At 71.4% G+C, this 22,926-nt stretch carries 22 protein-coding genes; 1 reads left to right on the top strand and 21 read right to left on the bottom strand.

Annotated features, from left to right (window positions below):
• Nucleotides 1-35 precede the first annotated feature (35 nt).
• From metK to pyrR, 11 genes are read right to left on the bottom strand one after another with little or no spacing between them, the layout of a single operon-like run.
• Nucleotides 36-1,244 carry a methionine adenosyltransferase gene (metK, locus tag NVV95_RS00465; protein ID WP_259484581.1) on the bottom strand — a complete coding sequence of 403 codons (1,209 nt, stop codon included), beginning with the start codon at nucleotides 1,242-1,244 and terminating at the stop codon, nucleotides 36-38.
• Complete coding sequence (coaBC, locus tag NVV95_RS00460; protein ID WP_259484580.1) at nucleotides 1,241-2,497, bottom strand: bifunctional phosphopantothenoylcysteine decarboxylase/phosphopantothenate--cysteine ligase CoaBC; 1,257 nt, start codon at nucleotides 2,495-2,497, stop codon at nucleotides 1,241-1,243. The genes metK and coaBC overlap by 4 nt, the downstream gene beginning before the upstream one ends.
• 31 nt (nucleotides 2,498-2,528) lie before the next feature.
• Complete coding sequence (rpoZ, locus tag NVV95_RS00455) at nucleotides 2,529-2,792, bottom strand: DNA-directed RNA polymerase subunit omega (RefSeq protein ID WP_259484579.1); 264 nt, start codon at nucleotides 2,790-2,792, stop codon at nucleotides 2,529-2,531.
• Nucleotides 2,793-2,797: 5 nt separating this feature from the next.
• A complete protein-coding gene (gene gmk, locus NVV95_RS00450; protein WP_259484578.1) occupies nucleotides 2,798-3,712 on the bottom strand; it encodes a guanylate kinase in 915 nt (304 codons plus the stop codon).
• A complete protein-coding gene (pyrF, locus tag NVV95_RS00445) occupies nucleotides 3,709-4,575 on the bottom strand; it encodes an orotidine-5'-phosphate decarboxylase (protein WP_259484577.1) in 867 nt (288 codons plus the stop codon). The genes gmk and pyrF overlap by 4 nt, the downstream gene beginning before the upstream one ends.
• Nucleotides 4,572-7,880, bottom strand: coding sequence for a carbamoyl-phosphate synthase large subunit (carB, locus tag NVV95_RS00440; RefSeq protein WP_259484576.1), 3,309 nt, complete (start codon nucleotides 7,878-7,880; stop codon nucleotides 4,572-4,574). Before carB ends, pyrF begins: the two co-directional genes overlap by 4 nt.
• A complete protein-coding gene (gene carA / locus NVV95_RS00435; RefSeq protein WP_259485185.1) occupies nucleotides 7,880-9,037 on the bottom strand; it encodes a glutamine-hydrolyzing carbamoyl-phosphate synthase small subunit in 1,158 nt (385 codons plus the stop codon). Before carA ends, carB begins: the two co-directional genes overlap by 1 nt.
• Complete coding sequence (locus tag NVV95_RS00430) at nucleotides 9,037-9,570, bottom strand: PH-like domain-containing protein (RefSeq protein WP_259484575.1); 534 nt, start codon at nucleotides 9,568-9,570, stop codon at nucleotides 9,037-9,039. The genes carA and NVV95_RS00430 overlap by 1 nt, the downstream gene beginning before the upstream one ends.
• Entirely contained in the window at nucleotides 9,570-10,889 is a 1,320-nt protein-coding gene (locus tag NVV95_RS00425) for a dihydroorotase (RefSeq protein ID WP_259484574.1), read from the bottom strand. The genes NVV95_RS00430 and NVV95_RS00425 overlap by 1 nt, the downstream gene beginning before the upstream one ends.
• Complete coding sequence (locus NVV95_RS00420; RefSeq protein ID WP_259484573.1) at nucleotides 10,886-11,842, bottom strand: aspartate carbamoyltransferase catalytic subunit; 957 nt, start codon at nucleotides 11,840-11,842, stop codon at nucleotides 10,886-10,888. Before NVV95_RS00420 ends, NVV95_RS00425 begins: the two co-directional genes overlap by 4 nt.
• Nucleotides 11,839-12,375, bottom strand: a complete 537-nt coding sequence (pyrR, locus tag NVV95_RS00415; RefSeq protein WP_259484572.1) for a bifunctional pyr operon transcriptional regulator/uracil phosphoribosyltransferase PyrR — start codon at nucleotides 12,373-12,375, stop codon at nucleotides 11,839-11,841. Before pyrR ends, NVV95_RS00420 begins: the two co-directional genes overlap by 4 nt.
• 211 nt (nucleotides 12,376-12,586) lie before the next feature.
• Here pyrR and NVV95_RS00410 point away from each other — a divergent pair, with 211 nt between their 5' ends.
• A complete protein-coding gene (locus NVV95_RS00410; protein ID WP_259484571.1) occupies nucleotides 12,587-14,548 on the top strand; it encodes a choice-of-anchor I family protein in 1,962 nt (653 codons plus the stop codon).
• A 111-nt stretch (nucleotides 14,549-14,659) separates the two neighbouring features.
• On the opposite strand, the gene NVV95_RS00405 is transcribed toward NVV95_RS00410, so the two are convergent.
• The 10 genes from NVV95_RS00405 to ruvX form a co-directional block, all read right to left on the bottom strand.
• Complete coding sequence (locus NVV95_RS00405) at nucleotides 14,660-15,595, bottom strand: hypothetical protein (protein WP_259484570.1); 936 nt, start codon at nucleotides 15,593-15,595, stop codon at nucleotides 14,660-14,662.
• A 24-nt stretch (nucleotides 15,596-15,619) separates the two neighbouring features.
• Nucleotides 15,620-16,030 (bottom strand): transcription antitermination factor NusB, encoded by a 411-nt coding sequence (gene nusB, locus NVV95_RS00400; RefSeq protein WP_259484569.1) that lies wholly within the window; start codon nucleotides 16,028-16,030, stop codon nucleotides 15,620-15,622.
• Between the two features lie 9 nt (nucleotides 16,031-16,039).
• Entirely contained in the window at nucleotides 16,040-16,600 is a 561-nt protein-coding gene (efp, locus tag NVV95_RS00395; protein ID WP_259484568.1) for an elongation factor P, read from the bottom strand.
• A gap of 90 nt (nucleotides 16,601-16,690) precedes the next feature.
• Nucleotides 16,691-17,128 carry a type II 3-dehydroquinate dehydratase gene (locus NVV95_RS00390; protein WP_259485184.1) on the bottom strand — a complete coding sequence of 146 codons (438 nt, stop codon included), beginning with the start codon at nucleotides 17,126-17,128 and terminating at the stop codon, nucleotides 16,691-16,693.
• A gap of 47 nt (nucleotides 17,129-17,175) precedes the next feature.
• Nucleotides 17,176-18,255: a 3-dehydroquinate synthase gene (gene aroB, locus NVV95_RS00385; protein WP_259484567.1), complete on the bottom strand. Its 1,080-nt coding sequence runs from the start codon at nucleotides 18,253-18,255 to the stop codon at nucleotides 17,176-17,178.
• Entirely contained in the window at nucleotides 18,252-18,800 is a 549-nt protein-coding gene (locus tag NVV95_RS00380) for a shikimate kinase (RefSeq protein WP_259484566.1), read from the bottom strand. Before NVV95_RS00380 ends, aroB begins: the two co-directional genes overlap by 4 nt.
• Nucleotides 18,797-20,008: a chorismate synthase gene (gene aroC, locus NVV95_RS00375; protein WP_259484565.1), complete on the bottom strand. Its 1,212-nt coding sequence runs from the start codon at nucleotides 20,006-20,008 to the stop codon at nucleotides 18,797-18,799. Before aroC ends, NVV95_RS00380 begins: the two co-directional genes overlap by 4 nt.
• A 59-nt stretch (nucleotides 20,009-20,067) precedes the next feature.
• Nucleotides 20,068-20,988: a shikimate dehydrogenase family protein gene (locus NVV95_RS00370; protein ID WP_259484564.1), complete on the bottom strand. Its 921-nt coding sequence runs from the start codon at nucleotides 20,986-20,988 to the stop codon at nucleotides 20,068-20,070.
• Between the two features lie 8 nt (nucleotides 20,989-20,996).
• Nucleotides 20,997-22,433, bottom strand: a complete 1,437-nt coding sequence (gene mltG, locus NVV95_RS00365; protein ID WP_259484563.1) for an endolytic transglycosylase MltG — start codon at nucleotides 22,431-22,433, stop codon at nucleotides 20,997-20,999.
• Nucleotides 22,426-22,926: a Holliday junction resolvase RuvX gene (ruvX, locus tag NVV95_RS00360; RefSeq protein ID WP_259485183.1), complete on the bottom strand. Its 501-nt coding sequence runs from the start codon at nucleotides 22,924-22,926 to the stop codon at nucleotides 22,426-22,428. Before ruvX ends, mltG begins: the two co-directional genes overlap by 8 nt.

Below are 22,926 nucleotides of genomic sequence, written 5' to 3'. Positions count from 1 at the left end.
TGCCTCACCCGCGGGCGCCCCTGCACCCGCCACGGTCAGAGCCCCGCGGCGGCCCGGATCTCGTCGACCCGGTCGAGTCGCTCCCAGGTGAAGTCGGGGAGCTCGCGGCCGAAGTGCCCGTAGGCGGCCGTCTGGGCGTAGATGGGGCGCAGCAGGTCGAGGTCGCGGATGATGGCGGCCGGACGCAGGTCGAACACCGACTGCAGCGCCGCCGTGATGACCTCGTCGCTGACGACCCCGGTGCCGAAGGTCTCGACGTAGAAGCCCACCGGCGCCGCCTTGCCGATGGCGTACGCGATCTGCACCTCCAGGCGCGAGGCGAGCCCCGCGGCCACGGCGTTCTTCGCGACCCAGCGCATGGCGTAGGCGGCCGAGCGGTCGACCTTCGACGGGTCTTTTCCGCTGAAGGCGCCGCCGCCGTGCCGCGCGGCCCCGCCGTAGGTGTCGACGATGATCTTGCGCCCGGTGAGCCCGGCGTCGCCCTGCGGCCCGCCGATCTCGAACCGGCCGGTCGGGTTGATCAGGATGCGTGCATCGGTCGACGACAGCGACACCCCGTCGACCTCGGCCTGCGCGAGCACCGGGCGGATCACCGTCTCCTCGACCTCGCGGCGCAGCTCGTCGAGCCCCACCGACGGCGAGTGCTGGGTCGACAGCACGACCGTGTCGACGCTCTTCGGCACCACGCCGTCGTACCCGACCGTGACCTGGGTCTTGCCGTCGGGCCGGAGGTAGTCGAGCACACCCTCCTTGCGCACGGCGGCGAGGCGGGCCGAGAGCCGATGGGCCAGCCAGATCGGCAGCGGCATGAGCTGCGGCGTCTCGGTGGTGGCGTAGCCGAACATGATGCCCTGGTCGCCCGCGCCCTGCCGGTCTGCCTCGTCGGTGGAGGAGCCCTCGCGGGTCTCGAAGGCGTTGTCGACGCCCTGCGCGATGTCGGGCGACTGACCGCCGATCGACACCGACACGCCGCACGAGCGCCCGTCGAACCAGACGTCGCTCGAGGTGTAGCCGATCGACGAGATCTTCTCGCGCACGAGCGCCGGGATCTCGACGTACCCGCTCGTGGTGACCTCGCCCGCGACGTGCACGAGCCCGGTGGTGACGAGGGTCTCGACGGCGACACGCGCGTGCGGGTCGACCGTCAGCAGCGCGTCGAGGATGGTGTCGGAGACCTGGTCGCAGATCTTGTCGGGGTGGCCCTCGGTGACGGATTCGGAGGTGAAGAGGCGAAGGGAGGTCATGGTGCTCCTGATAGGGCGGCGGCGAACACTCCGAGAATGCCATCAGCCACCGACGTCTTGCTGCCGGATGCCTCGACGACTATAGCCCCGGCGGCATCGAGCACCAGCACGGTGTTGCTCTCCGTGGCGAAACCGGTGGTCCAGCCCACGGCGTTCACCACGAGGAAGTCGCAGCCCTTGCGGGCGATCTTGGCGCGCCCGAGCTCGAGAAGCTCCTCGCGCGTGGCGGCGGTCTCGGCCGCGAAGCCGACCACGAGGCGCCCGTCGCGAGGGCCGGCCGAGATCGTGGCGAGGATGTCGGGGTTCTGCACGAGATCCAGCGTGAGCCGCTCCCCGGTGGCGGTCTTCTTGATCTTCGACTCGCTCACCGACACGGGCCGGTAGTCGCTGACGGCGGCCGCCATCACGGTGAGGTCGTTCTCGGGCGCTGCCGTGGTGGTGGCGGCGAGCAGCTCGGCCGCCGTCTCGACCCGCACGACGTCGACGCCCTCGGGCAGCTCGACCTCGACGTGCGCGGCGATCAGCGTCACGTGGGCCCCGCGGTCGCGGGCGGCAGTAGCGATGGCCACACCCTGCTTGCCGCTCGAGCGGTTGCCGATATACCGAACCGGGTCGAGGGGTTCCCGCGTTCCACCGGCGGTCACCAGCACCCGCCGGCCCTCCAGGTCACGGATGCTCGCCGAGCCGTCGCCCGCCCGAGAACCCCCGGGCACCGCGAACGTGGCAGCCCCCGCCGCGACCTCGAGTGCACGGGCCACGATCTCGTCGGGCTCCGCCATGCGCCCCACCCCGGAGTCGGACCCGGTGAGCTGCCCGCTGGCCGGCCCCACGAGGTGCACGCCGCGCGAGCGCAGCGTGGCGACGTTCGCGACGGTGGCCGGGTTCTGCCACATCTCGGTGTGCATCGCGGGCGCGATGACGAGCGGCGCCCGGCTGGCGAGCACCGTGTTGCCGAGCAGGTCGTCGGCGAGCCCGGCGGCGAGCTTCGCGATGGTGTTCGCGGTCGCGGGGGCGATGACGACGAGGTCGGCGGCCTGGCCGATGGCCACGTGCCGCACCTGGGCGACGCCGTCGTAGAGGTCGGTCGAGACCAGGTTGCGCGAGATGGCCTCGAGCGTCGGACGCCCGACGAACTTCAGGGCGTGCTCGGTGGCGACGACGTGCACGTCATGGCCCGCCAGAACGAGACCACGGATGACGTTCACGGCCTTGTAGGCCGCGATGCCACCCGTGATCCCGACGACGATGTTCAATTGCGCTCCCATGAGGAGGACGGACGAGAAGCTACTCGATGGGCGCCGCGGGGCGGACCGTCAGCTTGTCCTCGTTGATCTCGTGCATGGCGACCGAGAGGGGCTTGTCGTCGATGGTCGAGTCGACCAGCGGGCCGACGTTGTCGAACAGGCTGCCCTCGTGCAGGTCGGCGTAGTAGTCGTTGATCTGGCGGGCCCGCTTGGACGCGAAGATCACCAGGGCGTACTTCGAGTCGACCTTCGAGAGCAGCTCGTCGATGGGCGGGTCGATGATGCCGAGTTTGTTGGTGGGCACGGTGTTCACTCCTTGCTGGGAAGGTCAGTCGCCTTCTGAATCTGCATCAATTCTACGACCTCCGCCGCCGCGGCCTGCACATCGCTGTTCACGACGCGGAAGTCGAACTCCGATTGGGCCGCCAGTTCCACCTTCGCGGTGGTCAGTCGGCGCTCCTGCTCCTCGGGTGTCTCGGTGCCGCGGCCGATCAGCCGGCGCACCAGTTCGTCCCAGGTCGGGGGCAGCAGGAACACGAGCGTGGCGCTCGGCTCGGCCGCCTTGACCTGGCGCGCGCCCTGGATGTCGATCTCGAGCAGCACGCTCGTCCCCGCCGCCAGGGCGCGGTCGATCGGGGTTCGCGGCGTGCCGTAGCGCGACTTGTTGTGCACCACGGCCCACTCGAGGAACTCCCCCGCCTCGATCATCCGGTCGAACTCCTCGTCGGAGACGAAGTAGTAGCTGACGCCCTCGACCTCGCCCGGGCGCGGCGCCCGCGTGGTGGCCGAGACCGAGAGGTGCACCTCGGGGAAGTTCTCGCGGATGTAGGTGGAGACGGTGCCCTTGCCCACGGCGGTCGGCCCGGCCAGCACCACGAGGCGGCTGTCGCCCGTGGCCGCGACCTTCGGCGCCCGGCGCTGCAGGTACTCCCGCAGTCGCACCTGCTGGTGCACGCCGAGCCCCGAGAGCCGCTTCGTGGCGGCGATGCCGAGGGTGCCCATCACGCGGTCGATGCGCACCGGGCCGAGACCCGGGATGGCCATCAGCAGGTCGCGCACCCGCATGGTGGCCTCGATGCTCTCGGTGCTGCCGAGGGCGGTCTCGAGCACCGCGACGGCGCTCAGCCGGCGCTCGGTGACGGCGCGCTTGACGGCTGCCCGGGCCTGGCGGGCGGCGACGGCGGCCCGGGAGGCGGCGACGCGGTCGACCTCGGGCGGGTTCATCGGAGCACCTCCCCGAGGGCGGCGCTCTCGCGCTCGATCGCCTCGGCGAGCCCGGCGGCCCCGGCGTCGGACGCCGACCCGAGCGCGAGCACCGAGCGGGACACGCTGACGACGACGTTCGGCGCGAGCTGGCCGAACACCGCGGGGATCGACTCGAAGGCCGCCCCCTGGAAGCCGAAGCCCGGAGCGAGCACCGGGGTGGTGGACAGCGCGCGGGCGGCGTCGTTCGTGAAGCCGTACTCGTCGAGCTTCCGGGTGGCTCCGAGCACGAGGCCGTGGTCGCCGAGTCGGGTGCGGTCGGTGTTGCGGGCGGCGACCCCGTCGGCGACGAGCCGGGCGACCGTCTCACCGGCATCCGTCGTCGCCGTCTGCAGGCCGCGCGCCTCGGGGTTGGAGGTCGCGCTCAGCACGAAGACGCCCTTGCCGGTCGCGTCGGCGGTGTCGATGAGGCCCGCGAGGGCACCGACGCCGGTGTAGGCGGTGACGGTCAGCGCGTCGACCTCGAGCGGCGATCCTTCGGCCAGCCAGGCGGCCGCGTAGCCGTCGTTGGTCGAACCGATGTCGCCGCGCTTGGCGTCGCCGATCACGAGGAGTCCCGCCGCACGGGCGGCGGCGAGCACGTGCTCGAGGGCGGCGAAGCCCGCCGAGCCGAACGACTCGAAGAACGCCACCTGCGGCTTGACGATGCCGACCCGCCCCGCGGCGGCGTCGACGACCCGCAGGCCGAAGTCGCGCGCGCCCTCGGCGTCCCGCCCGAGCCCCCACTCCTGGAGGAGATAGGGGTGCGGGTCGATGCCGACGCACAGGTGCCCGTGCGCCGCGAACGCGCCGTCGAGCCGGGCGCCGAAGGGAGCGCCGCTCATCGGCGCGCGTTCCGGGCGATGGCGTACTCCTGCAGCGAGGTGACCTCGAAACCGTCCTTCAGGGCGTCGAAGGAGGCCACGGCAGCACCCAGCTGGGCGATGGTCGTGAACAGCGGCTTGTCGGCCGCGACGGCCGCCGCGCGGATCTCGTAGCCGTCGACCCGGGCCGAGCGGCCCGAGGGCGTGTTGATGACGATGTCGACCTTGTTCGCGTTGATCAGGTCGACGATCGTCTCGACGGGCTCGGCGCCGTCGGCGCCATCGGTTCCGACGTTCTCGGAGTACTTGCCCACGATGCCGGCGTGGATGCCGTTGCGGTTCAGCACCTCGGCCGTGCCGCTCGTGGCCAGGATCTCGAAGCCGAGCTGCTGCAGCCGCAGCACCGGGAGCACGATCGCGCGCTTGTCGCGGTCGGAGACCGAGACGAAGACGGTGCCCGACAGCGGCATACCGCCGTAGGCGGCCTCCTGGCTCTTGGCGAAGGCGCGGGGGAAGTCGCGGTCGATGCCCATGACCTCACCGGTCGAGCGCATCTCCGGGCCGAGCACAGAGTCGACGATCAGGCCCTCCTTGGTGCGGAAGCGCTTGAACGGCAGCACGGCCTCCTTCACGGCGACCGGCGAGTCGAGCGGCACGCGCGAGCCGTCCTGCTCGGGCAGCATGCCCTCCGCCTTCAGCTCGGCGATGGTGACGCCGACCATGAGGCGCGAAGCCGCCTTCGCGAGCGGGATGCCCAGGGCCTTCGACACGAACGGCACGGTGCGCGAGGCGCGGGGGTTGGCCTCGAGCACGTAGAGGATGCCGGCGCCGATCGCGAACTGCACGTTCAGCAGGCCCTGCACGCCGATGCCCTGCGCGATGGCGAGGGTGGCGTCGCGCACGGCGTCGATCTGCGAGTGGCCGAGGGTCACGGGGGGCAGGGAGCAGCTCGAGTCGCCGGAGTGCACCCCGGCCTCCTCGAGGTGCTCCATGATGCCGCCGATGTACAGCTCGTGGCCGTCGTAGAGCGCGTCGACGTCGATCTCGATGGCGTCGTCGAGGAAGCGGTCGACGAGCAGCGGATTGGCCGTGCCGACCATGCCCTGGCCCGCGATGCGCTCGAAGTAGTCGGCGAGCGACGGGGTGTCGTAGACGATCTCCATGCCGCGGCCGCCGAGCACGTAGCTCGGGCGCACCAGCACGGGGAAGCCGATCTCCTCGGCGACCGCCACGGCCGACTCGTAGTCGACGGCGGTGCCGTTCTTCGGCGCCAGGATGCCCGCGGCATCGAGGATGCCCGAGAACAGCCCGCGCTCCTCGGCGAGGTCGATGGCCTCGGGGGTGGTGCCGAGGATCGGCACGCCGGCCTCCTTCAGCCCCTTCGCGAGGCCGAGGGCGGTCTGGCCGCCGAGCTGCACGACGACACCCACGAGCTCGCCCGCCTGCGACTCGGCGTGGATGACCTCCAGCACGTCCTCGAGCGTGAGCGGCTCGAAGTACAGCCGGTCGCTGGTGTCGTAGTCGGTCGAGACCGTCTCGGGGTTGCAGTTGATCATGATCGTCTCGTACCCGGCGTCGTGCAGGGCGAACGAGGCGTGCACGCAGGAGTAGTCGAACTCGACGCCCTGCCCGATGCGGTTCGGGCCGGAGCCGAGGATGACGACCTTGCGGGCGTCCGACGGCTCGACCTCGGTCTCGAGGTCGTAGCTCGAGTAGTGGTAGGGCGTCAGCGCCGGGAACTCGCCCGCGCAGGTGTCGACCGTCTTGTAGACCGGGCGGATGCCGAGGATGTGGCGCACCTCGCGCACGTCCTTCTCGCCGAAGCCGCGCAGGGACGCGATCTGGGCATCCGAGAAGCCGTGCTCCTTGGCGAGCGTGAACATGGCGTGGTCGGCGTTCTCGGAGGCGCGGATCGCCTCGGCGACCTCGTTGATCAGCACGATCTGGTCGAGGAACCAGGGGTCGATCTTGGTGGCCTCGAAGGCCTCCTCGATCGTCGCGCCGGCGCGGAGCGCCTGCTGCACCGTGACGATGCGGCCGTCGGTGGGCACCTTGGCGATCGCGAGCAGCTCGTCCTTGTCGCCGGGCTCGCCGTCCCAGTGGAAGGACGAGCCGCGCTTCTCGAGCGAGCGCAGCGACTTCTGCAGCGCCTGGGTGAAGTTGCGACCGATGGCCATCGCCTCGCCCACCGACTTCATGGTGGTGGTGAGGGTCTGGTCGGCGGCCGGGAACTTCTCGAACGCGAAGCGGGGCACCTTCACCACGACGTAGTCGAGCGTCGGCTCGAAGGAGGCCGGGGTCACCTTGGTGATGTCGTTCGGGATCTCGTCGAGCCGGTAGCCGATCGCGAGCTTCGCGGCGATCTTCGCGATCGGGAAGCCCGTGGCCTTGGAGGCCAGGGCGCTCGAGCGCGACACCCGCGGATTCATCTCGATCACGATGATGCGGCCGTTGGACGGGTCGACCGCGAACTGGATGTTGCAGCCGCCGGTGTCGACGCCGACGGCGCGGATGATGTCGATGCCGATGTCGCGGAGCTTCTGGTACTCGCGGTCGGTCAGCGTGAGCGCGGGCGCCACGGTGATCGAGTCGCCGGTGTGCACGCCCACGGGGTCGACGTTCTCGATGGAGCAGACGACCACCGTGTTGTCGGCGGTGTCGCGCATGAGCTCGAGCTCGTACTCCTTCCAGCCGAGGATCGACTCCTCCAGGAGCACCTCGGTGGTGGGGCTCTGGTGCAGGCCGTCGCCGACGATGCGGCGCAGCTCCTCCTCGTCGTAGGCGAAGCCCGAGCCGAGGCCGCCCATCGTGAACGAGGGGCGCACCACGAGCGGGTAGCCCAGGTCTTCGGCGTAACCGACGGCCTCCTCGACGGTGTGCGCGATGTACGAGCGCGCGACGTCGGCGCCGCACTCGAGCACGAGCTCCTTGAAGATCTGGCGGTCCTCGCCCTTGTTGATGGCCTCGAAGTTCGCGCCGATCAGCTCGACGTCGTACTTCTCGAGGATGCCGTGCTCGTGCAGCTGGATGGCCGCGTTCAGCGCGGTCTGGCCACCCAGGGTCGGCAGGATCGCATCCGGCTTCTCCTTGGCGATGATGGTCTCGATGACCTGCCAGGTGATGGGCTCGACGTAGGTGGCGTCGGCGAAGTCGGGGTCGGTCATGATGGTCGCCGGGTTGGAGTTCACCAGGATGACGCGAACGCCCTCCTCGCGCAGCACACGGCAGGCCTGCGTTCCCGAGTAGTCGAACTCGACGGCCTGACCGATGACGATCGGGCCGGAGCCGATGACCAGAACGCTCTGGATGTCGTCTCTCTTGGGCATTACTCGTCGTCTCCTTCAGAGAGCACAGGGGTCGTCTTCGCGAGGATCATCTCGCGGAACCGGTCGAACAGGTACATGGAGTCGTGGGGGCCGGCGGCCGCCTCGGGGTGGTACTGCACCGAGAAGGCGTCGATGTCGAGGCAGCGGATGCCCTCGACCACGTCGTCGTTGAGGCTGACGTGGCTCACCTCGACCCGGCCGAAACCGGCCGGCGAGTCGACGACGCCCTCGCGGGGCGCGTCGACGGCGAAACCGTGGTTCTGACTGGTGATCTCGACCCGGCCGGTGAGCTTGTCGAGCACCGGCTGGTTGATGCCGCGGTGGCCGAAGGGCAGCTTGTAGGTGCCGAAACCGAGGGCCCGTCCCAGCAATTGGTTGCCGAAGCAGATGCCGAAGTACGGCACGCCGCTCTTCAGCACGCCGCGGAGCAGCTCGACATGACCTTCGGAGGCCTCGGGGTCGCCCGGGCCGTTGCTGTAGAACAGGGCATCCGGAGCGAGCTCGAGCACCTCGTCGACCGTGACCGACTCGGGCAGCACCTCGACGTCGAGCCCGCGCTCGGCGAGGTAGTTCAGCGTGGAGGTCTTGACGCCCAGGTCGAGCACGGCGACCGAGCCGATGCGGTCGCCGACGGCGGGCACCTGGTAGCGCTCCGGGGTCGACACGATGCTCGAGAGGTTCTGGCCCGCCATCTCGGTGCCGCCGCGCACGGCGCCGAGCTGCTCAGTGGCCGACAGCTCGTAGTCGGAGCCCGAGAAGATGCCGGCGCGCATGGCGCCGAAGTTGCGGATGTGCCGCGTGACGGCTCGGGTGTCGATGCCCGAGATTCCCACGACCCCGTCGGTCTGCAGGTCGTCGTCGAGCGAGCGCTGGGCGCGGAAGTTCGACACCACCCGGGAGGGATCGCGCACGACGTAGCCGGCGACCCAGATCTTCGACGACTCCTTGTCGGTGTCGTTGACACCGGTGTTGCCGATGTGGGGTGCGGTCTGCAGCACGATCTGGCCGGCGTACGAGGGGTCGGTCAGCGTCTCCTGGTAGCCGGTCATGCCGGTGGCGAAGACGGCCTCGCCGAGGGTGCGACCGCGCGCACCGTACGCACGGCCCTCGTAGCGCCGACCGTCTTCCAGCACGAGCACGGCGGGTTCGGTTGTGATCACGACGAGGTTCCTCCCTGAGGGGTGTTGTTCGGGATGATGGCCGAGGCGGCGTCGATCAGCCGCGCGGCGTCACCAAGGCCGGTGGCGCGCACGAAGCTCTCGACCTCGGCCGGGCCGGTGGTGGAGTCGTAGGTCCAGTCGATGCGCACGAGCCCGCCGGGCTCGACGACACGATCGATGGTCCAGGTGGAGGTGCCCACGGAGCGCAGGCGCTCGCGGGTGATGAAGGTCTCGGGCTCTCCGGGCACGACGAGCGAGAGGCCGGTCTCGGTCACCGTCAGCACTCCACGGCCGCGGAAGGCGAGCCCCGGGATGGTCAGGCGGTTCAACGGGTCGCCCGCGGCCGTGGTGGCGACGTAGAGAACGGATGCGCGGGCGAGCTCGCGGCCGCGCGCGGCCTCGGCGGGAGCATCCGTCGCCCGGCCGAACGCCGATTGGCGGCGGCGCCTGGCCCGCCAGGCCCACACCATGGCGCCCAGCACGAGCAGGGCGAACAGCGTGACGAGCACACCGGGGACGAGCCGCTCCATCAGCGCACCGCCGCTTCGGCGACGGGGGCGAGCACGCCGTCGCGCAGCGTGGCGAAGCCCTCGTGGAAGGTCCAGCGCACGCTGCCCGAGAGGGTGGCACCGAGGTAGGGCGAGTTCTGGCTGCGGCCGTGCAGGCGCTCGAGGTCGAAGACGCTCGAGGCCGCCGGGTCGACGAGCACGACGTTCGCGGCCGAACCGGGCTCGAACGCGTGCGTGTGACCGTCGAGCCGGCCGATCGCGGCGGGCGCCTGCGAGAGCACCCGGGCGACCCCGGCCCAGTCGAGCAGGCCGGTGTCGACGAGCGCCGTCTGCACCACGGGCAGGGCCGACTCGAGGCCGACCATGCCGAAGGCCGCCGCGTCCCACTCGCACTCCTTCGCCTCGCGCGGGTGCGGTGCGTGGTCGGTGGCGATGATATCGATCGTGCCGTCGGCGACGGCCTCGCGGAGCGCTTGCACGTCCTCGTCGCGGCGGAGCGGCGGGTTCACCTTGTAGCGGGCGTCGTAGCTGCGGATGAGCTCCTCGGTGAGGAGCAGATGGTGCGGCGTCGCCTCGGCCGTGACCTGGATGCCCCGCGCCTTCGCCCAGCGGATCACGTCGACCGACCCTGCGGTGGAGAGGTGGCAGATGTGCAGGCGTGCACCGACGTGCTCGGCGAGCAGCACGTCGCGGGCGATGATCGACTCCTCGGCGACGGCGGGCCAGCCCTTCAGGCCGAGCTCGCTGCTGAGGGCGCCCTCGTTCATCTGCGCGTTCTCGGTGAGGCGCGGGTCTTGGGCGTGCTGGGCGATCACGCCGTCGAAGGTCTTGACGTACTCGAGCGCCCGGCGCATGAGCAGCGAGTCGTGCACGCACTTGCCGTCGTCGGAGAACACCCGCACGCCGGCACGCGACTGGGCCATCGCGCCGATCTCGCTGAGGCGCTCGCCGCCGAGCCCGACGGTGACGGCGCCGATCGGGCGCACGGTGGCGTACCCGGCGGCGCGGCCGAGGGCCTGCACCTGCTCGACGACGCCCGCGGTGTCGGCGACCGGAAGGGTGTTGGCCATGGCGAAGACGGCGGTGAAACCGCCCGCCGCGGCGGCCCGGGTGCCGGTGAGCACGGTCTCACTCTGCTCGAAGCCGGGCTCGCGCAGGTGGGTGTGCAGGTCGACGAGGCCGGGCAGGGCCACGAGCCCGTCGGCGTCGACCACGGCGACGTCGGCGCCGTGGCCGGCTCCCGTCTCCGTCGACACGATGCGGCCGCCCTCGATCAGGATGTCGGCACCGGCGCCGCTCGGAAGGGTCGCACCCTTCAGCAGGTAGCTCTGCTCGCTCAACTCAGGGCCTCTCGCTCGCCGGAGAGCAGCAGGTAGAGCACTGCCATCCGGATGGACACCCCGTTCGCGACCTGCTCGAGCACGGTCGACTGCGCGGAATCGGCCGCGCCCGACGAGATCTCGAGGCCGCGGTTCATCGGTCCGGGGTGCATCACAATCGTATCCGGGCGAAGGGCCGCCATCCGCTCGTCGTCGAGGCCCCACTGCCGCGCGTACTCGCGGGCATTGGGGAAGTAGGCGGCGTGCATCCGTTCGCTCTGGATGCGCAGCATCATCAGCACGTCGGGCCGCACCTCGGCCAGCGCCGCGTCGAGGTCGAAGCCGACCGACGCGGGCCAGGTCTCGGCGCCGACCGGCACGAGGGTGGCCGGGGCGACGAAGGTGAGCTCGGCACCGAGGGTCTCGAGCAGCCACAGGTTCGAGCGGGCCACCCGCGAGTGCAGGATGTCGCCGACGATGACGACCCGCACGCCGTCGAGCGCCCTGCCCCGGCTCGCGGTGCCGTGCAGGCGGCGGCGCATCGTGAAGGCGTCGAGCAGGGCCTGGGTCGGATGCTCGTGGGTGCCGTCGCCCGCGTTCACGACGCCCGCGTCGATCCAGTCGCTCTGCGCGAGCACCTGGGGCGCCCCGGAGGCGTGGTGGCGGATGACGACGCCGTCGGCGCCCATCGCGGCGAGGGTCTGCGCCGTGTCTTTCAGGCTCTCGCCCTTAGAGACGCTGGAGCCCTTGGCCGAGAAGTTGATGACGTCGGCCGAGAGGCGTTTCGCGGCGGCCTCGAACGAGATGCGGGTGCGGGTGGAGTCCTCGAAGAAGAGGTTCACGACCGTCTTGCCGCGGAGGGTCGGCAGCTTCTTGACCTCGCGGTTCTGCACGTCGGCCATGTCTTCGGCGATGTCGAGGATGCGGACGGCCTCGTCGCGCCTGAGGTCCCGGGTGGACAGGAGGTGTCTCATCCTTCGATCGTCACCTCTTCGGTGGCGTCGAGCCCCGACAGGCGCACGTTGATGCGCTCGGCGCGCGAGGTCGGCAGGTTCTTACCCACGAAGTCCGCCCGGATCGGCAGGTCGCGGTGGCCGCGGTCGACGAGCACGGCGAGGCGCACCGCGCGGGGCCGGCCGAGGTCGTTCAGGGCGTCGAGGGCGGCCCGGATGGTGCGGCCGGAGTAGAGCACGTCGTCGACGAGCACCACGGTCTTGCCGTCGATGCCCTGACGGGGCACCTGGGTGGGCTGCGGGGTGCGCGTCGGATGCTTCGCCAGATCGTCGCGGTACATCGTGATGTCGAGGGCGCCGACCATGCCGGCCGGGTCGCTGCCGGGCTCGATGCCGCCGATCAGCTCGCCGATGCGCTCGGCCAGCAGCACTCCTCGTGTCGGGATCCCGAGGATCACCAGATCGTCCGCTCCCCGGTTGGACTCGAGGATCTCGTGCGAGACCCGAGTCAACGCCCGGGCTATGTCAGCCTGCTGCAGCACGGTTCGTGCCATAACGACCGACCTCCTTCCCCGCCTCCCGGACGGCCTTAAAGGATGCCTGTGTACCCCGTCACTCTAGCAGTCCAGATGCTCGAGCTATCCTCAGTATACGGTCTCGGGCGATGGGGTGCGGACCGCTCTGTTCAGGCCGGCGTCACCGGGCGTTCATCCGGATGCGGTCGGGTGGGGGATCCGTACGCCGAGACCCCGCCCGAGGAGCCCCATGCGCCGCCGCACCGCCCGCACCGCCCTGACCACCCGCACCGGCCTGACCGCCACGTCGCTCGCCACCTGCACGATCGTCGCCGGGATCGCCTTCGGGCCCGCCGCCGCTCAGGCCGCGGTCGAGCCAGACCCGGGTGCGTTCTCGCCCGTCGCGTCGTCCGCGCCGGACGCGGCGATCGGGCTGAGCCCGCTCGGCAGCTTCTCGACCGGGGTGTTCGACGAGAGCGCGGCCGAGATCGTGCAGTTCCACGGGGGCTCGAAGCGGGCGTTCGTCGTGAACGCGCAGGCCGGGGTCGCGCAGGTGCTCGACCTCTCCGACCCGACGACGCCCGAGCGGCTGTTCGATCTCGTCACCGCCGGAGTGGTGGCGGCCGACGGCTCCACGATCCCGGCGTCCGCAGTGGCGAACTCGGTCGCCGTGCGCGCCGACGGACTGGTGGCGCTCGCCGTCGAGGCCGACCCGAAGACCGACGCCGGCTGGCTGGTGTTCTTCGACGCCTCCGGCAGCGGAACCGCCCTCGGGGCCGTGCGTGTCGGAGCCCTGCCCGACATGGTGACCTTCTCCCCCGACGGCGCGACCGCACTGGTGGCGAACGAGGGCGAGCCGGCCGAGGACTACAGCAGCGACCCCGAGGGCACCGTGTCGGTCGTCGCGGTGCCGGAGACGATCGACGCGCCTGCCCAGACGGACGTGCGGAGCGCGGACTTCCACGCCTACGAGGCGGGTGGATCGAAAACGCTGCCCGAGGGTGTTCGCGTCTTCGGGGTGCGGGACGGCGCCGTGAACCCCGTGTCGGAGAACCTCGAGCCCGAGTACGTCACCGTCTCGGGCGGCACCGCCTACGTGTCGCTGCAGGAGGCGAACGCCATCGCCGTGCTCGACATCGCCTCGGCGACGGTCACCGACATCCACCCGCTCGGCTACCAGGACTTCTCGGTGACCGGGCTCGACGCCTCGGACCGCGACGGGGCGGTCGACATCTCGACGTGGCCGGTGCGCGGGCTCTTCCAGCCCGACGCGATCGGCAGCTACGTGGTCGACGGGGAGAGCTTCGTCGTCTCAGCCAATGAGGGCGACAGCCGCGACTGGGACGGCTACTCGGAGGAGGCCCGCGTGAAGGATCTCGACGTCTGCGAGCCGCTCGCGGCCTTCACCGCCGACGAGCAGCTCGGCCGCCTCAAGGTGACCACGGCCGACGGTTTCGACGAGGCCGCCGGATGCTACTCGTCGCTGTACGCGTTCGGTGGGCGGTCGTTCTCGATCTGGTCGTCCGACGGGCAGCAGGTCTTCGACTCGGGCTCGGACTTCGAGCGGATCACCGCTGCCGCTCTGCCCGAGGGCGCCTTCAACTCCGATCACGTGGAGGTCGCCTTCGACTCCCGCAGCGACGACAAGGGCCCGGAGCCCGAGGGCCTCGCCCTCGGCCGCGTCGGCGACCGCGATTACGCCTTCATCGGGCTCGAGCGAGTCGGCGGCGTGATGGTCTACGACATCACCGACCCGGCGGGCGCGACCTTCGTCACCTACGTGAACAACCGCGACTTCTCGGTCGCCGACCCGTCGGCCTCGCCCGAGGCGCTCGCGGCGTCGGGCGACCTCGGCCCCGAGGGCCTCGCCTTCGTCCCGGCATCCGACTCCCCCACGGGCGCGCCCCTCCTCCTCGTCGGCAACGAGGTCTCGGGCACGACGACCACCTTCGCGGTCACCTCGACGGCGGCCCCCACGCCCACCCCGACGCCGACGCCCACCACTCCGTCGCCCGCCCCCGCGCCTGGCCCCCAGCCCGGCGCTCCGGCACCCGGCGCGAACCCCGCCCCCGGAGCGGCCCCCGCGGCTCCGGGCGCGGAGCTCGCGGCGACGGGCTCCGACGCGGCCGGCTTCGCCGCCCTCGCGGTCTTCCTCGTCGGCGCGGGAGCCCTCGCGGCCCACCTGACCCGCCGCCTCCGCCGCCGCGCCTGACCCCCTCTCTCGAGTGGTCACTTTCCGCTGCACATACCGCGTCTTGGAGCGGAAAGTGACCACTCGCCAGGTGGAGGGGACGACCTGGGGCGGTCGCGTCGGGCGGCGCGGCTACGGGAGGCGGTGGAACCAGGTGTCGACGCGCACCAGGCCGGCGGGGTAGCGGGCCACCGCCGCGTCGAGGGCGTCGCTCGGGGCGAGGCGGAAGACCCAGAGGGCCGGGTCGGCGGTCGTTCGTCCCGCGGCGTCCGATCCGGTGCGGATGAGCACGGTCTCCGGGCCGAGCAGCGGGTCGTCGAGCGCACGCTGCAGGTCGGCGGCCGAGACCGTCGAGCTCACGATGCACGCCGCGTCGGGGAAGAGCGTCTGCATGCCGGTGCGCACCGCGTCGAGATCGGCCCCGGCCGCGGCGCCGATCAGCGCCACGGAGACACCGTCGGCGACGTACAGCGGCGCCCAGCCCAGGACCTGCCCGGGATACCCCGCCGAGTACGGGCCGATCAGCCCCTCCAGGTCGCCGGCGTCGCGCCAGCCGCCCTCCGGTTCGGCGCAGCCGTACTGCGCCGGATCGGCCTCCGCGAACAGCGCCGCGGCCTTCTCCTCGTCGGTCTCGTACACCGGCTGGGGCTCGGTGCTGACCGGTGGCGCCGAGGCCGCGTCGGTCAGGGCGATCGCTTCGGGAGTGTCGAGCCCGGTCACCCGGAACGCCGAGCCCTCGACGTGTCCGATGAGCGCGTGGACCGACCAGGTCCACCCGTCGTCCGCCTGGGAGCCTGGCGAGAGCTCGGACGCCTCCACGCCGAGGACCTCGGGTCCGTCGTCGCAGACCGTCGGCGGGCCCCAGCCGGAGTCGCCGAACGGCTCCTGGCAGAGCGAGATCGACCCGGACGGAGACACCCAGAGGGCGCCGCTCCCCCACACCTCGGGCCCGACGGAGACCGCGGCGGACGACGGAGCCGCGGCCGGAGCCGCCGCCGTGCATCCGCTCAGCGCGATGGCGACCGCCGCCGCCGAGACGACCGCTCCCCCGCCGACGACCCCGCGCATCCCCACCTCACCCCCCGGTACGGCTCAGGCCGCCTGGGCCACCTTGCCGAGCACGCCGTTCACGAAGCCGCCCGAGTCGTCGGTGGAGAGCGTCTTGGCGAGCTCGACCGCCTCGGCGATCGCGACGCCGGCCGGCACCTCGTCGTTGTACAGGATCTCCCAGACGCCGATACGCAGCAGGGCCCGGTCGATCGTCGGCATGCGCGCGATCGTCCACCCCTGCGCGTAGCTCTCGATCGTCTCGTCGATCTCGTCGAATCGGTCGGCGACACCGTCGACGATGTCGCGGGCGTAGAGCCAGGAGTTCTGCCGGTCGGGCTCGTTGGCCGCCCGACCCGCCTCGGCCGCGAGGGCCTCGGCGATCGGGATCTGCCGCACGTCGGCGGCGTAGAGGATGTCGAGAGCCCGCTTACGGGCCTTCGTGCGTGCGCTCAACGACGGGACCTAGTTGACCCGGCCGAGGTAGTCGCCCGTGCGGGTGTCGACCTTGACCTTGGTGCCGATCTCGAGGAACAGCGGGACGTTGATCTGGTAGCCGGTCTCGACCGTGGCGGGCTTGGTGCCGCCGGTCGATCGGTCGCCCTGCAGGCCCGGCTCGGTGTAGGTGATCTCGAGCACGACCGAGGCGGGGAGCTCGACGTAGAGCGGCTCGCCGTCGGTGAGCGCGATGGTCGCGGTCTGCTGCTCGAGCAGGAAGTTGGCGGCGTCGCCCACGATCGTGCCCGGGATGGTGATCTGGTCGTAGTCGCTGGTGTCCATGAACACGAAGTCCTCGCCGTCGCGGTAGAGGTACTGGAAGTCGCGGCGGTCGACGTTGGCCGTCTCGATCTTCGCCCCGGCGTTGAAGGTGCGGTCGACGAGCTTGCCGGTGCGCACGTTCTTGATCTTGGTGCGCACGAAGGCGCCGCCCTTGCCCGGCTTGACGTGCTGGAACTCGATCACGTTCCAGAGCTGGCCGTCGATGTCCAGCACGGTGCCGTTCTTGATGTCGTTCGTTGAAGCCATGGAGGAGATGTTCCGTTTCGAAGTATCGGTGCGACCGGCGGGCGGTCGCGGAGGTCCTGGACGAGTGTACCGGCTCAGCCTCGAGCGCGCTCAGACGCCCCACAGCAGCGACGCCAGCGCCAGCCGGTACGACCCGAACCCGAACCCGGCGACCACCCCGGTCGCGATCCCCGAGATCACGCTGGTGTGCCGGAACGTCTCCCGCGCGTGCGGGTTCGAGATGTGCACCTCGATCAGCGGCACCCCGGCCTTCGTCACGAGCGCGGCCGCATCCCGCAGGGCGTACGAGTAGTGCGTGAACGCGGCGGGGTTCAGGATGACCGGGGTCGCCGTGTCGACGGCCTCGTACAGCCACGACACCAGCTCGGCCTCGTCGTTCGTCTGCCTGAGATCGATCGAGAGCCGCCCGGCCGCGTCCGTCTCGAGCAGCGCGCGGAGCGACTCCAGGTCTTGCGAGCCGTAGACGTCGGGCTCGCGGCTGCCGAGCCGGCCGAGGTTCGGGCCGTTGAGGACGAGCACGGAGGACACGGGCCCAGTCGCGGGCACAGGAACGGACTCAGACGACATGACGACTCCTACGAGGCGATCTCTTGGTACGCGGCGAACAGCAACGAGGTGTCGGGCCCGGCGAGCACCGACGGCCGCGCCAGGTCGTCGAGCACGATGAACCTCAGCATGCCGCCGCGGGACTTCTTGTCGCGCTGCATCGTGGCGAGAAGCGTCGGCCAGCGACCGGCCGGGTACTCGGTCGGCAGGGTGAGCGAGGTCAGGATGCGCCGGTGCCGGTCGACGACCTCATCCGACAGCGACCCCGCCAGGCGTCCGAGTTCGGCCACGAACATCATTCCGACGGCCACCGCCGCGCCGTGCCGCCACTGGTACCGCTCGGCGTGCTCGATCGCGTGCCCGAGGGTGTGCCCGTAGTTGAGGATCTCGCGGAGCCCCGCCTCCTTGAAGTCCGAGCTGACGACCCGGGCCTTGACCCCCACCGACAGCTCGATCAGCCGCCGCAGCTCGGCGGACGACGGATCGGTCGCCCGGTCGACGTCGGCTTCGATGATGTCGAGGATCTCGGGCTCGGCGATGAAGCCGCACTTCACGATCTCGCCGAAGCCGGCGAGGATCTCGTTCCGCGGCAGCGGCGCCAGCACGTCGAGGTCTTCCACCACGAGCGACGGGGCGTAGAAGGCGCCGACGAGGTTCTTGCCCTCATTGGTGTTGATGCCGGTCTTGCCGCCCACGGCCGCGTCGACCATGCCGAGCAGCGTGGTGGGCACCTGCACCAGCGTGACGCCGCGCAGCCAGGTGGCCGCGACGAAACCCGCGAGGTCGGTGACGGCGCCGCCGCCGAAGCCGACCACCGCGTCGGTGCGGGTGAAGTCGGCCTGGCCGAGAACCTGCCAGCAGAACGAGGCGACCTCGATGCGCTTGCCGGCCTCCGCATCCGGGATCTCGGCCAGCAGCACCTCGTAGCGATCGGTGAGGCCGGCACGCAGCTCGGCGGCTGCCTGGCCGAGGGTCGGCGGATGCACGATCAGCACCTTCTTCACCGCCGGGCCGAAGCCCTCGGCGACCCGCGAGAGGATGCCGCGGCCGACGAGCACGTCGTAGCCGTTCTCCCCGGTGACCGGGATGACGGTGGGCTCGGCGCTCATGGCACGATCTCCTTGTTCTGGGTGGCGGCGCTCTTCCGGGTGGCGGCGCTCTTCTGGCCGGCCGCGCTGCCGAGCCACTCCATGATCTCGGCCGCGACCTTCTCGGTGGGCACCGAGCTGGTGTCGACGGTGTGGTCGGCGAGGCTCTCGTAGAGCGCTCGGCGCCGTTCGTAGACGACCTTCCAGGTCTCGACGTCGGGCACGGTGGGGCGCTTGCCGTTGCCGAGGCGGGTGGCCACGGCATCCGGATGCACGCTCAGCAGCACCACGGGCCATGCCGCCAGATCGCGCTGCGTGTCGGGGTCGAGCACGGCTCCCCCGCCGAAGGCCACCACGCCGTCGGCCTGGAGGGCGGTCACGACGGCGGCCCGCTCCAGGGCACGGAAGTGGGCCTCGCCGTGGCTGGCGAAGAGCTCGGGGAGCGGGCCGTGGGCGGTCACCACGAGGCGGTCGGTGTCGGTGAAGCCGGTGCCGAGCATCCGCGCCAGCTTCTTGCCGATGCGCGACTTGCCCGAGGCCGGCGGCCCGATCAGCACCACCCTCATGCGCGGGTGATGCCGGTGCGCAGCGCCTCGGGGATGGCCGCGAGGTAGCCCTCGAGGTTGCGGCGGGTCTCGCCGACGGAGTCGCCGCCGAACTTCTCGAGCACGGCGTTCGCCAGCACGAGGGCGGTCATGGCCTCGGCCACGACACCTGCGGCGGGAACGGCGCAGACGTCGGAGCGCTGGTGGTGGGCCGCCGCGTCTTCCCCCGTGGCCACGTCGATCGTGTGCAGGGCGTGCGGCACGGTCGCGATCGGCTTCATGCCGGCACGCACCCGCAGCACGGTGCCCGTGGACATGCCGCCCTCGGTGCCGCCCGCGCGGTCGGTCGACCGGGTGATCACGGAGTCGCCGTCGGCGCCCTCGCGGTAGAGCTCGTCGTGCGCGGCCGAGCCGCGGCGCCTCGTGGTCTCGAAGCCGTCGCCGACCTCGACGCCCTTGATGGCCTGGATGCCCATCAGCGCGGCCGCGAGCTGCGAGTCGAGTCGGCGGTCCCAGTGCACGTGCGAGCCGAGGCCCGGGGGAAGCCCGTAGGCGAGCACTTCGACGACGCCGCCGAGGGTGTCGCCCTCCTTGTGGGCGTCGTCGATCTCGGCGACCATGAGCGCGCTCGTCGCGGCGTCGAAGCAGCGCACCGGGTCGGCGTCGAGGGCGTCGACGTCGCCGGGCTTCGGCAGGGCGGCGCCTTCGGGCACGCGCACGGGGCCGATGGAGAGCGTGTGGCTGACGAGGGTGATGCCGAGCTCGCCGAGGAAGGCGCGCGCGATGGCGCCGAGGGCGACGCGGGCGGCCGTCTCGCGGGCGCTCGCGCGCTCGAGGATGGGCCGGGCCTCGTCGAAGTCGTACTTCTGCATGCCCACCAGGTCGGCGTGACCCGGGCGGGGGCGCGTGAGCGGGGCGCTGCGGCCGCGGCCGGGCAGCTCTTCGTCGAGGGGCTCGACACCCATCACCTCGGTCCACTTCGGCCACTCGGTGTTGCCGATGCGCACGGCGACGGGGCTGCCGAGGGTCTTGCCGTGCACGACGCCGCCGGTCATGGCGAGCTCGTCCTGCTCGAACTTCATGCGGGCGCCGCGGCCGTAGCCGAGCTTTCGCCGCGCGAGGTCGGTGCGCAGCTGATCGAGTGTGACCGGGATGCCGGACGGAAGACCCTCGACGATGGCGACGAGTTCTTGACCGTGGGACTCCCCGGCGGTGAGCCAACGAAGCATGGTTACGATCCTCCCACAGACGGAGGACACTCCCGATCAGCCGAGCAGTCGGCCGGCGGTCAGCCGAGCAGTCGGCCCGCCGCGTCGAGTCCCACGGCGTCGAGCATCGCGGCGAGGATGCGCTCCTCGCTGTCGAGGGCCACCAGCGGGTCGCCGTGCACGAACACCCGGATCTGCGCGACGGCCTGGTGCACGAGCATCGCGAGGCCGGGCACGGCCGGGCTGCCGGCCTCCTCCCAGATCGTCGCGAGCTCGCTCGGCCAGGGGTGGTACGCCACGTCCAGGATGCCCGAGCTGCGCGGTGCCGCAGCCTCGGTGAAGTCGACACCCACGCCCACCCCGCCGGGCAGCGTGCTGATCGTCAGGTCGGGCTCGAGCAGGCGCATGCCCGGATCGTGCAGGGCCACCACCTCGCTGGTCAGCCCGGCGCGGCGCGCGGCCTCGACGACCCCGCCCGCCTTGCCCGGGCTCCGCAGCACGATGTCGACGTGCTCGACACCCAGCTGGGCCACGGCGACGGCCGCCGAGCGGGCGGTGGCGCCACCGCCCACGATCATCACGCGGCGCGCCTCGGCGAGCCCGGCGCGCTCCAGCGCCTCTCGGATGCCGTGCACGTCGGTGTTGAAGCCGGTGAGCTCCCGCCGGCCGTCGTGCTCGGCGACGAGAACGGTGTTCACGGCTCCGCTCGCCTCGGCCACCGCGTCGACACCGGTCAGCAGCGGCCGGATCGTCTCCTTCAGCGGCATGGTGAGCGAGAGGCCGCGCCACTCGGCCGTGAGGCCGTCGATGAAGGCCGGCAGAGCATCCGTCGTCACCTCGTGGGCGTCGTAGTGCCAGGGCAGCCCGAGCGCGCGGTACGCGGTGCGGTGTAGCAGCGGCGACTGCGAGTGCGCGATGGGCGACCCGAGCACGCCCAGGAGGCGTTCGCGCGCGAACTCGTCGGCCCCGTCGGCCCCCTCGCTCACGAAGATCTCGGACACGGTGCCGGCTACTGCACGTCGGGGTGGGCGGCCCACCAGGCCTGCAGGCGCTCGACGGCGGCGGCGTGCTCGTCGGCGGTCGTGGAGAAGACCGTCTCGCCGGTGTCGAGGTCGACCGTGACGAAGAACATCCACGGGCCGTCGGCCGGGTGCAGCGCCGCGTTGATCGCGTCGTCGCCCGGATTCGAGATCGGCCCGACCGGGAGGCCCGGGTAGTAGTACGTGTTGTAGATGTTGTTCGGGTCTTCGCGCTCGGCCTGGGTGGTCTCCACGCGACTGTGGCCGGCACCGTAGGCCACCGTGGCGTCGGACTCCATGTTCCAGCCCTGGTCGAGGCGGTTGGTGAAGACGCGGGAGACCTTCGCCATGTCCTCCACGCTGCCGGCCTCCTTCTGGATCAGCGCGGCCAGCGACAGTACCCGGAGGCGGTCGTCGGGGGCGACCCCGGCGGCGTCGAGCGATTGGAAGCTGCGGTTCACCATCGTCGTGATCATGTGGGTAGCGGTCTCGCCCGGCTGGAAGACGTAGGTCGCCGGGAACAGGAAGCCTTCGATGGACGGGGCGTTCGCGGGGACGCCGAGAGCGGCGTAGTTCGCGCCGACGGCCTGGAACTCCTCGATCGGGATGCCCGTGACGTCGGTGAGCTCCTGGTAGATGCCCTTGGCGCTCGAGCCCTCGGGGATCGTGACGGTGAAGTCGATCTTCGAGTCGGGGTTCTGCAGGGCGTCGAGCGCCGCCTGGGCGCTCATCTTCTCGGCCAGCTTGAAGGTGCCGGCCTGGAAGACGGGCGCCGGGTCCTGGTCGAGCAGCAGCTCGTAGAAGGCGCGGGAGCTCGCGATCACACCCTGGGAGGCCAGGTTGTCGCCGATGGTCTCGCCCACGTCGCCGTCGTTGACGACGAAGTCGACCTCACCCGTGCCCGCCCCCTCGTAGTCGTCGGCCGCGGGGCTCCCGGCGATCAGGCTCTGCACCTGCTCGCCGAAGACGTTCCAGACGAAGGCGCCCGCGCCGGCGATCAGGCCGAGGATGACGACGAGCACGATGACGGGGGTCACCCAGCGGCGGCGACGACGCTCGCGCGGCGGTCGGCCGCCACCCGAGGAACGGCGGCCGCCGGAACCGGAGCCGCCCGATCCCGACCCGCCCGAGCCGCCGCCGGAGCGGCCGGAGCGTCCTGAGCCACCGGACCCGCCGAAGCCGCCCGAGCCATACCCGCCCGACCCGCTGCCGTGCTCGGCGTCGTCGCCCAGCCCGAAGTGCTCGATGCCCACGTGCTCGACGTCGTCGTCGGCGGTGCGGGTCGCCGCGCGAGGGGCCGGCGCCGCCGGTTCCGCGGCCTGTCTGGCCGCCCGCCGGGGTGACTCCGCGGGGCTCGGCGGCGCCGCCGGCTCCTGTCGGAAGAACTCGGCGAACGGATGGTCCTGTGCGGGCTGTCGGTCAGTCACTGCCTTTTCCTTGACTCGGGTCGAGGAGGATGCCGGGGGGTCTGTCGGTGGCACGCTCGCTGTCGAGGGCATGTTGAAGGAGTATAACCGCGGCGACCTGATCGATCACGGGGCGGGAGTTCTTGGTGTTCCGGCCGTTCCGGTGCAGGGCGGCCTGGGCGGAGACGGTGCTCAGACGCTCGTCGATCAGGCGCACGGGGCGGCCGGAAGCCGCGCCGAGCCGGGCGGCGAAGGCCCGCGCATCCTCGGTCGACGCCGTCTCGGAGCCGCTCATCGACAGGGGCAGACCGACCACGAACTCGAGCGCGTCGAGCTCGTCGGCGATGTCCAGAATGCGAACGACGTCGGGGCTCGGACCCGTCTCGGGCACCTCGCCCGGGGCCGTGCGCGGCACCGTCTCGACGGGGGTGGCGAGCATGCCGTGCAGGTCGGTGCGGGCGACGCCGATGCGGGCCCTGCCCACGTCGACGCCGACCCGCACTCCGCTGCGCAT

Origin of the sequence: Herbiconiux gentiana (assembly GCF_024978135.1) — a bacterium.
Taxonomy (GTDB): Bacteria; Actinomycetota; Actinomycetes; order Actinomycetales; family Microbacteriaceae; genus Herbiconiux; species Herbiconiux gentiana.
This window is presented reverse-complemented; position numbering and strand designations above follow the sequence as displayed.

Coding starts and splice junctions, on each gene's coding strand:
- metK (WP_259484581.1), bottom strand. CDS start 1,244: ATGACCTCCCTTCGCCTCTTCACCTCCGAATCCGTCACCGAGGGCCAC.
- gmk (WP_259484578.1), bottom strand. CDS start 3,712: ATGAACCCGCCCGAGGTCGACCGCGTCGCCGCCTCCCGGGCCGCCGTC.
- pyrF (WP_259484577.1), bottom strand. CDS start 4,575: ATGAGCGGCGCTCCCTTCGGCGCCCGGCTCGACGGCGCGTTCGCGGCG.
- carB (WP_259484576.1), bottom strand. CDS start 7,880: ATGCCCAAGAGAGACGACATCCAGAGCGTTCTGGTCATCGGCTCCGGC.
- NVV95_RS00430 (WP_259484575.1), bottom strand. CDS start 9,570: ATGGAGCGGCTCGTCCCCGGTGTGCTCGTCACGCTGTTCGCCCTGCTC.
- NVV95_RS00420 (WP_259484573.1), bottom strand. CDS start 11,842: ATGAGACACCTCCTGTCCACCCGGGACCTCAGGCGCGACGAGGCCGTC.
- pyrR (WP_259484572.1), bottom strand. CDS start 12,375: ATGGCACGAACCGTGCTGCAGCAGGCTGACATAGCCCGGGCGTTGACT.
- NVV95_RS00410 (WP_259484571.1), top strand. CDS start 12,587: ATGCGCCGCCGCACCGCCCGCACCGCCCTGACCACCCGCACCGGCCTG.
- NVV95_RS00405 (WP_259484570.1), bottom strand. CDS start 15,595: ATGCGCGGGGTCGTCGGCGGGGGAGCGGTCGTCTCGGCGGCGGCGGTC.
- efp (WP_259484568.1), bottom strand. CDS start 16,600: ATGGCTTCAACGAACGACATCAAGAACGGCACCGTGCTGGACATCGAC.
- aroB (WP_259484567.1), bottom strand. CDS start 18,255: ATGAGCGCCGAGCCCACCGTCATCCCGGTCACCGGGGAGAACGGCTAC.
- NVV95_RS00380 (WP_259484566.1), bottom strand. CDS start 18,800: ATGAGGGTGGTGCTGATCGGGCCGCCGGCCTCGGGCAAGTCGCGCATC.
- aroC (WP_259484565.1), bottom strand. CDS start 20,008: ATGCTTCGTTGGCTCACCGCCGGGGAGTCCCACGGTCAAGAACTCGTC.
- ruvX (WP_259485183.1), bottom strand. CDS start 22,926: ATGCGCAGCGGAGTGCGGGTCGGCGTCGACGTGGGCAGGGCCCGCATC.